This window comes from Corallococcus aberystwythensis (genome assembly GCF_003612165.1).
In the GTDB taxonomy this organism is placed as follows: domain Bacteria; phylum Myxococcota; class Myxococcia; order Myxococcales; family Myxococcaceae; genus Corallococcus; species Corallococcus aberystwythensis.
The window spans coordinates 1-11,294 of record NZ_RAWK01000304.1; the positions used below are offsets into that span (position 1 = coordinate 1).

Consider the following 11,294-nt stretch of genomic DNA (forward strand, 5'->3'; position numbering starts at 1 on the left):
GGGCGGGGGCGTGCAAACCGTTGGACTTCTTCACGTTTCTTCAACCCCTGCGCCTTGCACGGCCGGCCGGGGGGCGGACAGACTGAAAGTGCAGACCCAATCGTCCCGCCATGCGTTCGTAGTGGGTCTTCGAGGCGTCTTCGTTCAAGGAGTGTCCCGATGCGGATGAGGCGATGGAACGTGGTTCTCGCGGCGCTGGCCTTGTCGGCCTCGGCGTGCGCTTCCGCATCGCGGGAGCCGGAAGCCCCCGCCGGGCAGGACCTGGCGGCCGCGGAGGCGGAGGTGTCCCGGGCGGTGGCGGAGGGCTCGGATGACGTGGTGTCCCGCGCCATCGTGGTGGACTTCAAGGACGGCACCACCAAGGAGCAGTTCGACGCCTGGGAGCAGGAGTGGGGCGTGGACCTGGAGTTCAACTCCCTGGAGGGTCCCCGGACGGGCGTCACGCTGGCGGTGGGCGTGGACGGCGTGGAGGACGTGCTCCAGCGCATCCGCCAGAACCCGGCGGTGGAGTCCGCCGAGCCGCTCATGCAGGTGCGCACCAGCTACACGCCGAACGACCCCCAGTACGCGTCCCAGTGGAACCTCCGGATGATCGACATGCCGAAGGCCTGGGACGGCAACCGGGGCAAGGGCGTGGTGGTGGCGGTCATCGACACGGGCATCGCGTACGAGGACCACGACGACTTCAAGCAGGTGCCGGACCTGAAGGGCGTGTCGTTCGTGAAGGGCTATGACTTCGTCAACGACGACGAGCACGCCAACGACGACCACGGCCACGGCACGCACGTGGCGGGCACCATCGCGCAGGCCACCAACAACGGCGAGGGCGTGGCGGGCGTGGCGTTCGACGCGACGCTGATGCCCCTCAAGGTCCTGAACCACTTTGGCAGCGGCACCTCCGCGGACATCGCGGACGCCATCCGGTTCGCGGCGGACCACGACGCGAAGGTCATCAACATGTCGCTGGGCGGTGGCCTGTACTCGCAGGTCATGGCCAGCGCGGTGGAGTACGCGCGCAAGAAGGGCGTCACCGTGGTGGCCGCGGCGGGCAACACCGGGCGCGGCCGGGTGGAGTTCCCCGCGGCGTACCCGGGCGCGGTGGCGGTGAGCGCGGTGGGCCCGTCCGGCACGCGCGCGCCGTACTCGTCCTATGGCAAGGAGCTGGACATCGCGGCGCCCGGTGGCGACAAGCGCCAGGGCGACTCGGGCGGCATCCTGCAGAACACCATCGACCCGCGTGACCCGTCGCGCTCCATCTACGCCTGGTACCAGGGCACCAGCATGGCCGCGCCGCACGTGGCCGCCGTCGCCGCCATGCTCTACGGCGCGGGTGCCAGCTCGCCGGAAGAGGTGGAGCAGGCGCTCTACGCCGGCGCGAAGGCGTCAGAGAACCAGGCCTGGTCGGAGGAGTACGGCCATGGCGTCCTCAACGCCAGCGCGTCGCTGCAGACCATCAAGGGCGCGGGGCCCCGGTGGCCGTCGTTGGCCTGGGCCGCGGCGCTGCTCGCGCTGGTGCTGCTGACGCTGCGGGGCCGCGAGCGTCCGGGCTACCTCAACGTGCTCTTCCGCCCGGCGTTCCTCGTGCCGCTGGTCCTCTCCACGGTGGGCTTCTTCTTCCTGCGCACCTGGTTCGCGGGCGCGGCGGGCACGGCCCAGGACGTGGTGAGCGTGGCGTCGCTGCCCATCCCGGACTGGCAGCGCATCATCTTCGGACGGGGCACGGTGAACCCGCTGTTCTACAGCGCGCTCATCCCCCTGGGGCTGTCGCTGCTGGCCATCCCGTGGCGGGGCTTCCGTCCGGCGGTGGGCGGCCTGGCGCTGGGGTTCGCGGGCTTCCTGGCCTACGCGGCGTGGGCGGGCGCTCCGGCGCTGGCGTGGATGCCCTTCACCTTCCTGGCGAAGCCGTGGCTGGGCTTCAACACGGTGGTGTGCCTCGTCATCGCTCGCGCGATGCTCAAGCGGGAGGACGCATGAAGCTCTCCGGCACCGTGCAGTACCAGGACCTGGAGGGCGGCGTGTGGGTCCTGAAGGCCGACGACGGCCGGACGTACCAACTGGCGGGCGGTGACCGGAAGATCAAGAAGGACGGTCAGCGCATCTCCGCCGAGGGCAGCGTCCAGCGCGACGCCGTCACCGCCGCCATGGTGGGGCCGGTGTTCCACGTCACCTCGTACACCGCGGACTGAGCGACCCCGGAGTGAAGTGGCGGCCCGGCCCTCAACGGCCGGGCTTGCCCTTGCCCTTGCCGGGGCCATGCGCCTCCGACTGCCGGAGCCGCTCTTCTTCGTAGGCCTCCATGGGCACCTCACCCTTGCGCACGGCATCGCGAAGCTGCCGCAGGGCCTTGCGCTCGGCCTGGAGCGCCGGGTCCGCGTTCTTCCCCAGCGGCTCCACCGGGTGCTGGACGTCGTAGACGCTCAGCGACACGCCGCGCCCGTCCACCAGTCCCAGCGCCACCAGGGACAGCGTGGCCACCGTCACCCAGGGCAGCAGCTGCAAGGCGAAGAGGGGCACGGGCTTCGTGGCGCGCACCTCCTCGTCCCCGGGCGGCGTGCCGCGCCCCCAGACGGAAGGGAAGTGCCGGGACGCGGCGCGCAGGCCCAGCAGCGCCGTCCATCCCACCAGCGCCAGGCCCAGCACCGCGCGCCAGTCCGTCACGTCGTCCGTCGCCGACTCCTTCGCGAGCCCCGAGTGCGTGGCGATGAGGAACAGCGCCGACGACACGATGTTGTTGGCCGCGTGCGCCGCGATGCCAGGCCACAGCGAGCCGGTGCGCAGGAAGAGCCAGCCGAACAGGAGTCCCAGCTCCGCCCGCGCGAGGAAGCCCACCGGATCCAGGTGGAACGCGCTGAACACCACGGACGTGATGATCAGCGCCCGCCATGGTGAAGCCGGAGCGGGCGGCGTCAGGGATCGCTGGAAGAGGCCGCGGAAGAAGACCTCCTCGCACAGCGGCGCGGCCACGGACACACCGCCCAGGAGCAGCGCCAGCTCCACCGGCGTCTGCCCCTCGAAGAGGCGCGAGGCGTCGAACAGCTCGCGCAGCCACGCGGGGGCCACCCGCTGCGCGAGGAACTGCACGGGCACCACCACGGCGAAGAAGTTGGCCACGCCCAGCAGGAAGCCGAACAGGGCGGCAGGGCCCATGAAGGGCGTGAGGCCCACGTACGCCGCGGGCCGGTACCCCGAACGGCGCAGCATGATCCACGCGAGGCCCAGGAAGAGGAACACCTCCGTGAACCACACCCCGAAGGACGGGTTGAGCAGCTGGGTGAGGGCCCCCACCGTCACGAAGAGCCCGAAGGCCAGGGCCGCGGCGAGCACGGGGTGGGGCGGCGACAGCGGCGCGGGGGCCTCCGCCGGCCGCGGGTCGCTGGAAGGGGATGCTTCGTCCACCGTGTCGTCTCCTGCCCCCTCCCGCCAGGCGGGAAGGGTGGGGTGCCGCGTTCGCTTCGAGGCGCTGGGGGGAGCTTCTCAGGCCCGGTGGAGGTAGCCGCGGATCTGCTCCGCGAGCGGATTCTTCCGGGGCAGCTCCGCCGCCATGGCCGGGTCACCCAGCCGCAGCTTCTTGTCCTCTTCCACGAGGATGCGCTGATCCAACAGGTACTCCACCGCGTTCTCCAGCGTCGTCTTCGCCAGCGACTCGGCGGCGGTGATGCGGCCGGCGTTGTACTCGAGGCGCCCGGTCTCCAGCGCCAGCTTGACGAACGTCTTGCGGTCGGTGGCCACGCCCGCGGCTACGTCCGGCAACGTCATGGCGGCCAGCAGGTAGGCCTCCAGGAAGTCGCGCAGCAGGTCCGCGAGGAACTCCAGCTCCGGCTGTGCGTGGGCCTCCGGCGCGCGCGTGAGCGTGTCGCCCTCGTGGATGACGAGGCCCATGCGCACGAGCCGCTCCACGCACTCGGCGAAGATGGTGTCGAACGACGCGCCCACCCGGTAGATGAACTCCACCTTGAAGAGGCGCGACAGGAACAGCGCGCGGACCTTCACGGTGTCGTACGGCGCGGGCGTGCCCGCGAGCAGCGCGTTGGCCACCAGGCTGCGCGCGGCCATCAGGTTCATCAGGGTGTTCTTGTAGAAGGACATCTCCGGGCGGCGCGAGTCCTCCACCTGGTAGCTGACCTCGCCACGCGCCTCCTTGGTGCGCACCATCTCGTCGGAGATGAACTCGCGCATCGCGTCCTGGACGGGGCCCAGCGTTTCCGGGTTGCTGGGCGCGTTGGCCAGCTCCTTGGACAGCCGCGCGCCGTCCTCGGAGGCGATTCGGCGCAGCAGGCTGATCCGGTCCGTGAGCTCGCGCTGGGTGAGGCCGCGCCGGCGGTGGGCCAGGAGCGACGCGCTCACCAGCGCATGCGGCGTGACGGTGGACACCTTGCTGATGCCATACATCACGCGGTTACCCAGCGCGCGCACCAAGCCCTTCTTCTGCTCGTCCGACACGGGCTCCTGCGGCGACAGGCCACGCGCCTTCATGAACTCCACCAGCGACAGCGGCTCGTCGAAGGTGAGGTGGATGCGGCCGTAGCGCGCCGCCAGTACCTTGGGCGCGCTCAAGAGGGCCTTGAGGTCCTCCGGCTTCTTCTCCCCGCCAGCCAGCTCCTTGGAGTAGCTGCCGGACTCCACCACCTTCTCGTAGTCGATGGAGACGGGCACGAAGTAGAGGTCGTTGCGCGCACCATCCAGCACCGCCTCCACCTGCCACGTGAGCATGCCCAGCTTGGGCGTGAGCAGCTTGCCCGTGCGCGAGCGGCCGCCCTCGGGGAAGAACTCCTGGTGGATGCCGTCGTGCACCAGCTTCTTGATGTACGCCTTGAAGGACGCGGCGTAGACCTTGTCGCCCTTGAACGAGCGGCGCAGGAAGAACGCGCCACAGCGGCGGAACAGCGGCCCCAGGGGCCAGAAGGACAGGTTCGCGCCCGCGGCGACCAGCGGCGCGGTGTAGCCGCGGTTCCAGAGCACCCAGCTCATCACCAGGTAGTCCACGTGGCTCTTGTGGCTGGGGCAGAGCACCACCGGCGCCTTGCCCGCGGCCTTGAGCGCGCGGTGCAGGCCCGCCTCGTCCACGCCGATGCCGTCGTAGATGCGGTTGAACACCCATTCCAGCATCGGCGCGATGAGCGCCAGCACGGACGGGTTGGGCCTGGCCGCGATGGCCTCCAGGTTGCGCTTCGCCTCGCGCTGCACGCTCGCGGGCTTGCGGCCGGTGGCGGCGGCGTGCTCGTCCAGCACCTTGCGCAGCTGCCGGTCGCGCAGCGTCTCCTCGATGAGCCGGTCCGTGGGCTTCTGCGGCGGGCCGAACACCGCGCGCGTCTCACGCGCCAGGAACACGTGCAGCGTGCTGCGCACCTTGCGCGCCAGCACCTCGTCGCTGACGCCCGGGTTCTCCTCGATGAAGCGGCGCAGGTCGATGGGCTCTCCCACGCGGAACTGCGCGCGCTTGTAGTTGCGGAAGAAGGCCACCATGGAGTGCACGAAGCCCGGCGCCTCCGGGCTCCCGAACACCACGTCGCGCCAACCCGGCTTGAGCTTCGCGGCGCGCTTCTCCCAGACGAACAGCTCCGGCACCAGGAACACCGGCCGCTCGGAGCCGCGCGCCAGCCGGACCAGCTCCGGGAAGGGGTCCTGGCGCGTCTCCTTGCCGGAGGCGTGCAGGAGCGCCGTGCGGCGCAGGAAGACGAGGCCGCTGCCGCCCTGCTCGCGGGCATAGCGGAAGCGCTCCTCCACCGCGCCGCCCTGCGCCGTCTGGCGCCAGGGCTTGGTGAACCAGGGCCGCAGGTTCACCACCGCGCGGATGGGCGGCATGGCCCGGCGGACCATGGCCCACGCGAGGTAGAGGAAGTTGATCCACGCCGTGGTGCGCATGACGTGCACCACGAAGCCCCGGGCGCTGAGCGCGCGCAGCTCGTTCTCGGCCTCGGGGGGGAAGTGCACCCCGTCGAAGTACCGTGCCCCGAGCACCCGGGACATGGGACCGAATTCCTCCTTCAAGGCCTCTCCTTGCGTCTCGGTCTGCGCCAGCGCGGTGTCCATCGCAGCCCCCCAGGCTACATGTTCTCCGGCGTCGGAATGCCCAGCAAGGTGAGCCCCGCCGCCAGCGTGATACGCGTTGCATCCGTGAGCGCCAGCCGGGCCGCCCGCACCGCGTCATTCCCCTCAACGAGGATGCGCTTGTCGCGGTCCTTGTTACCCGCCGTGTAGTAGCGGCTGTACGCCGCCGCCACGTCCAGGAGCAGCCGCGCCACCAGGCTGGGCTCGTACTGCTCCGCCGCCGCCTTCACCGTGTCTGGCAGCCGCATCAGCTCACGCACCAGGGACTGCTCCTCCGGGAGCGTGAGCAGCGCCGGATCATAGCTCGTGGGCACGCCGCCGCCCTTGCGCAGCACGTTCGCGCTCCGGGCGTGCGCGTACTGGAGATAGGGCCCCGTGTGCCCCTCCAGGCTCGTGACCTCGTCCCAGTCGAACGTGTAGTCGCTGGCGCGGTTGTGCTTCAGGTCGCCGAAGACGATGGCGCCCAGGCCGATCTGCTCCGACAGCGCGTCCGCGTCCGCCGTCTCCAGGTTGCCCTGCGCGACGTTCTCCTTCACGCGCTGGAGCACGCGCTCCTTCGCCTCGTCGAGGACCTGATCCAGCTCCACCACCTGGCCCTTGCGCGTGCTCATGCCGTGGATGCGGCCGAACGGCACGTGCACGCACCGGTCCGCCCACGGCTGCCCCATCTCCTTCAGGGTGCGGAACACCTGGCGGAAGTGCAGCGCCTGGTCCTGCGCGACGACGTAGAGCGACTTGTCGAAGTTGAAGCGCGCGTGGCGGTCCTCGGCGGCGGCCAGGTCGCGCGTGGCGTAGAGCGTGCTGCCGTCGTTCTTCTTGAGGAGCACGGGCGGCTCGCCGTCCGCGTAGGGCATGTCCACGATGATGGCGCCCTGGGACTCCTTCACGCCGGGCTTCTTCGCGATCTGCTCGATGACCGCGTCCATCTTGCCCTGGTAGCGGCTCTCGCCCTCGATGTGCTCGAAGTCGATGCCCATGCGCGCGTAGACGCGCTTGAAGCCCTTGAGGCTCGTCTCCCGGAACTGGTTCCAGAGCTTCATCGCCTCCGGCTCGCCCGCCTCCATGCGGCGGAAGAACTCGCGGGCCTTCTCGTCGAAGGCCGGGTCCTCACCAGCGCGCTTGTTGGCCTGCACGTACACCTGGACCAAGTGCGCCATGTCCTCCCGGAGCTCCTCCTTGCCGAACTCCTGGAAGCCCACGGCCACCAGACCGAACTGCTTGCCCCAGTCCCCCAGGTAGTTGACGCCCTCCACGCGCCAGCCCAGCGCGCGGTACAGGTTCGCGATGCAGTGGCCCAGGAACGTGGTGCGGATGTGGTGGAAGCCAATGGGCTTGGCGATGTTGGGCGACGAGTAGTCGATGACCACCGTCTTGCCCTTGCCGTCCTCCGCGTCGCTGCCGTAGGCCACGCCTGCCAGGCGCACGCCGTCGATGACCTCCTGGGTGAAGGGGAGGGGCAGGAAGCGCGCGTTGACGTACGGGCCCACGGCCTTCACCTCCAGGCCCGGGACCTGGAGCGTCTGCGCCAGTTGCGCGGCGATGGCGGGGGGCGCCTTCTTCTGCGCCTTGGCGAGGGGAAAGGTGGCGAAGCTCAGGTCGCCGTGCGCGGGGTCCGCGGGCTTGACCTGGGGCTCGATGTCAGCGGCGGGGACACCCAGGGCCCCGGCGAGGGCCTGGGCGAACGCGGCGCGGTAGCGGCTATAGACGGAAGTGCTCATGGACCGCGCGGATACTACCCAAGGCGGGGCGCCTTCCATCCACCTCTTCTGTGGGGAAGGCGCCAGAGCGTCGTTCAGGGCACGGCGGGGCCGCGGCTCTTGGGGCGCACCACCGAGGCCACGGTGTCCAGCAGCTTGGGCAGCTTCAGCGGCTTCTCGAAGTACCCGTCGATGCGGTCCGGTCCTTCACCCGAGGTGAGGGACGCGACGTCGCTCGCGCCGGAGATGATGTAGACGACCACGTCCGCCAGCGACTCCGTGGTGCGGATGTAGTGGAGCACGGAGCGTCCGTCCTCCCCGGACAGCCGCAGGTCCAGGAGCACCATGGCCGGCCGGATGTGGGACAGGATGGAGCGAGCCTCGGCGGCGCCGGACGTGGCCATCACCCGGTAGCCCTCCTGCTCCAGCACCTGCTCCAGCACCTCGCGGCAGTCCACGTCGTCCTCCACCAGGAGGATGCCGCCCGCCTTGGGCGCGGCCTGGTTCACGTCCGGGGCGCTCACCGCGCTCGCGAACAGGGGCAGGACCATCTGGAACGTGCTGCCCTCGCCCAGGATGCTGCTGGCGTCCACGCGGCCGCCGTGCAGCGCGACGATCTTCGCGACCAGTGGCAGGCCCAGGCCCGCGCCCGGCGGACGGGGCATGCCCGGCTGCGCGCGGTAGAACGAGTCGAAGACGTGCTCCAGCGCCTCGGCCGTCATGCCCTGGCCGGAGTCCTTCACGGTGAGGATGCCCAGGCCCTCGCTGGACGACACGCTCACCTCGACGACGTCGTCCGTCTCGCTGTGATGGATGCCGTTCTCCACGAGGTTGTGGATGGCCTCGGAGATGCGCTCGCGGTCGCCGCGGACGAACACCTCCGGGCAGGGGGGAATCACTACGCGCACGCGGCTGTGCTCCGCGACGGCGCCCAGCCCCCGCACCACCTCTTCCGCCACGGCCTTGAGGCCGAAGGGGCGCTGGTTGAGCTGCATCTTCCCGGACGACAGCCGGGACATCAGCACCAGGTCGTTCACCTGCTGCAGCAGCCGGTCCGCGTTGCGGTCGCAGATCTGCACCGCGCGGCGCTGGCCGTCCGTCAGCGCGCCCAGCTTCTCCCGGCCCAGCATGGCCAGGTAGGCCTTGATGGTGGTGAGCGGGTTCTTCAAGTCATGGGACACATTGCCGAGCAGCTCCTCGCGGTTCTGCTCCAGGCTCTTCAAGCCCGCGATGGCCGTCTGCAGGTCCTTGTTGCGCCGGGCGCTGTCGTCGCGCAGCCGGGCCACCTCGTAGGCGGCGGTGAGCTGGGACGCCAGCGACTGCATCAGGATGTCGGACGCCTTCCGCCGCGCGCCCAGCACCACGAGCACGCCCGTCACACCCTGCGGCCCTTCCAGGGGCACGGCGACGGTGTCGTCCTCGCGCAGCAGCACCTTGTCGGTGAAGCACCGGCCCACCACGCCCTCGCCCGGGACGGCGGCGGTGACGCGCTCGTCGTAGCGTCCGCGCACGTGCTCCACGTGCAGCTGGTTGCGCGACGGGAAGTGGCGCGCGACGTAGCAGACCTTTGGCCTGAGCAGCGTGTGGAGCGTCTGCAGCTGCGCGCGCAGGGCCTCGGTGGGGCCCGCGTTGTCGGTGAGCTGCCGGCCCATCTCCAGCAACGCCTGGGCGGCGATATCCGTGTCCACCGGAGGCGGCGGTTTCGCCGCCCGCTTCGGTGGGGCCTTCTTCGCTGTGGTGGCGGGGCGCAGCGGGACGACTTCTGCGAGCTGCGGACCCTTCTTCTTCGATGGCACGCGTGAATCCTGCTTCATGTTCCGCGTAGGAGGGAACCGCACTGGGGCCAGGCGCCTTCCACCAACGCCAAGCGTGTCAGGTGCCCGACAGCCCCCCAGCCCCGCTGGCCGCTTACATCCCGCCAGGCCGCTCGGTGCGGCTCAGGGCCGGCGCTGGATGCGGCCGTCCTTGTCCAGGCTGTAGGGCTCCACGAGGGCGGCCTGCACCTTCTCCTGGTAGCCCTGCACGCCAAAACCGCTCTCCGCCAGGGCCGCCAGCGCCGCGGTCTGGACGCGGCGGGCGGTGTCCTCGGAGGTGAGCAGCTTGAGCAGGGGCTCACGCGCCGGCTCGTACTTCAGGGGCCCCAGGACGTTGATGGCGGCGATCTTCACGTCGTCGGACATGTCCTCCAGGAAGGGGAGGACGGCCGGGGCCACGCGCGGGTCCTGCTTGCCCAGCACGTGGTGGAGCAGGACGACCTTCTTCTCCGGGTCGCGCGTGTAGCGGGAGGACAGGTGCTGGAGCGTATCGGCGATGACGCCCATGAGCGCGTCCTCGGGCAGCAGCTCCTGGAGGATGCGCAGCGACCAGGACGTGGCCTGGTCGCTCGTCTTGAGGAAGGCGCTCACCGGCGCGACGGCGTCCTGGCCGAAGTGCTTGACGAGCTCGAAGGTGTGCTCCTTCTCGTCCGCGTCGGTGGTGAGCGGGTCCACGGTGATGGTGAACCGGCTGAGCAGCACCGTGACGGCCTCGGGGTACTTCATCTCCCCCAGCTGCTGCAGGGCCTTCTGCCGCGTGGACGGCTCCCCGTACTTCTGGGTCACCTTGGACTTGAGCTTGAGGGCTTTTTCGGGGCCCGAGCCGCCCGTGAGGAAATCGAAGAGACCCATAGGTACGTACCCGCTCCGGATTCGGAAGGTGGAGGCGCCATGTAGGACGGTGCGCCTTCCAGGACAAGAGGCAACGACAACTACAACGTCAGCTCCCGGCGCACGTCGCCCCGGTAGGCCCGCGCCAGCGTCTCCGCGGCGGCCCGGACCTCGTCCGTGGCCTCCTCGGGGACCTTCACCTGGAGCAGCAGATACATGTCGCCCGGCGTGCCGCCCCGGAGCGACGGCACGCCGCGCCCCTTGAGCCGCATCTTCCGGCCGGACTGCGAACCCGGCGGCACCTTCAGCGTCACCTCCCCCTGGAAGGTGGGCACGCGCACCTCGCCGCCCATGAGCGCCTCGGACACCGTCACCGGCAGGTCCAGGTAGAGGTCGTCGCCCTCGCGGCGCACCAGCGGGTGCTCGGTGACTTCCGTCTCGATGTAGAGGTCCCCGGGAGGGCCACCCTGGATGCCCGCCGCGCCCTGGCCGGCCAGCCGCACCTTGGAGCCGGTGATGACGCCCGCCGGAATCTTCACCGTCAGCCGGGTCGTCTCCTCCTTGATGCCGCTGCCGCCGCACTGGGAGCAGGGCTCCGGGGCCTTCCCGCTGCCGCGGCAGGTGGGGCACACGCCAGAGCCTCCGAACATGGCGCCGCCCCGTCGTGCCCGGCCCGTGCCGTTGCAGGTGGGGCACGTCACGAGCTTCCCCGTGTTGCCCTCGCCGTGGCACTTGGAGCAGCGGCCCGGACGCTGGAGCGTCAGCGTGCGCTCGGTGCCGGTGACGGCCTCCGCGAGCGAGACCTGCACGCGGGTCGTCAGGTCGTCGCCGCGCTCGGCGGCCGTGGACCGGCTGCCGCCCCGGCCCCGGCCGAAGAGGTCGTTGATGTCGAACCCACCCGCGC

General features: G+C 70.5%; 8 protein-coding genes. 2 read left to right on the plus strand and 6 right to left on the minus strand.

The window, feature by feature from the left end; all coding sequences use genetic code 11:
* Positions 1–159: 159 nt before the first annotated feature.
* Positions 160–1,974, plus strand: a complete 1,815-nt coding sequence (locus D7W81_RS35110) for a S8 family serine peptidase (protein ID WP_120559745.1) — start codon at positions 160–162, stop codon at positions 1,972–1,974.
* Positions 1,971–2,186 carry a DUF5818 domain-containing protein gene (locus D7W81_RS35115; RefSeq protein ID WP_120559746.1) on the plus strand — a complete coding sequence of 72 codons (216 nt, stop codon included), beginning with the start codon at positions 1,971–1,973 and terminating at the stop codon, positions 2,184–2,186. The genes D7W81_RS35110 and D7W81_RS35115 overlap by 4 nt, the downstream gene beginning before the upstream one ends.
* A gap of 31 nt (positions 2,187–2,217) precedes the next feature.
* Here D7W81_RS35115 and D7W81_RS35120 read toward each other — a convergent pair whose 3' ends face one another.
* From D7W81_RS35120 to D7W81_RS35145, 6 genes are all read right to left on the minus strand, one after another.
* Entirely contained in the window at positions 2,218–3,396 is a 1,179-nt protein-coding gene (locus D7W81_RS35120) for a type II CAAX endopeptidase family protein (RefSeq protein WP_244227657.1), read from the minus strand.
* Positions 3,397–3,474: 78 nt separating this feature from the next.
* Positions 3,475–6,030, minus strand: a complete 2,556-nt coding sequence (locus tag D7W81_RS35125) for a 1-acyl-sn-glycerol-3-phosphate acyltransferase (RefSeq protein WP_120559747.1) — start codon at positions 6,028–6,030, stop codon at positions 3,475–3,477.
* A gap of 14 nt (positions 6,031–6,044) precedes the next feature.
* Positions 6,045–7,766: an arginine--tRNA ligase gene (argS, locus tag D7W81_RS35130; protein WP_120559748.1), complete on the minus strand. Its 1,722-nt coding sequence runs from the start codon at positions 7,764–7,766 to the stop codon at positions 6,045–6,047.
* Positions 7,767–7,840: 74 nt separating this feature from the next.
* Positions 7,841–9,541: a hybrid sensor histidine kinase/response regulator gene (locus D7W81_RS35135; protein WP_120559752.1), complete on the minus strand. Its 1,701-nt coding sequence runs from the start codon at positions 9,539–9,541 to the stop codon at positions 7,841–7,843.
* Positions 9,542–9,682: 141 nt separating this feature from the next.
* On the minus strand, positions 9,683–10,411 hold the full coding sequence (locus tag D7W81_RS35140; protein WP_120559749.1) for a HEAT repeat domain-containing protein: 729 nt from the start codon (positions 10,409–10,411) through the stop codon (positions 9,683–9,685).
* 80 nt (positions 10,412–10,491) lie between these two features.
* A partial coding sequence (locus D7W81_RS35145) for a DnaJ C-terminal domain-containing protein (RefSeq protein WP_120559750.1) occupies positions 10,492–11,294 on the minus strand: 803 nt, incomplete at its 5' end.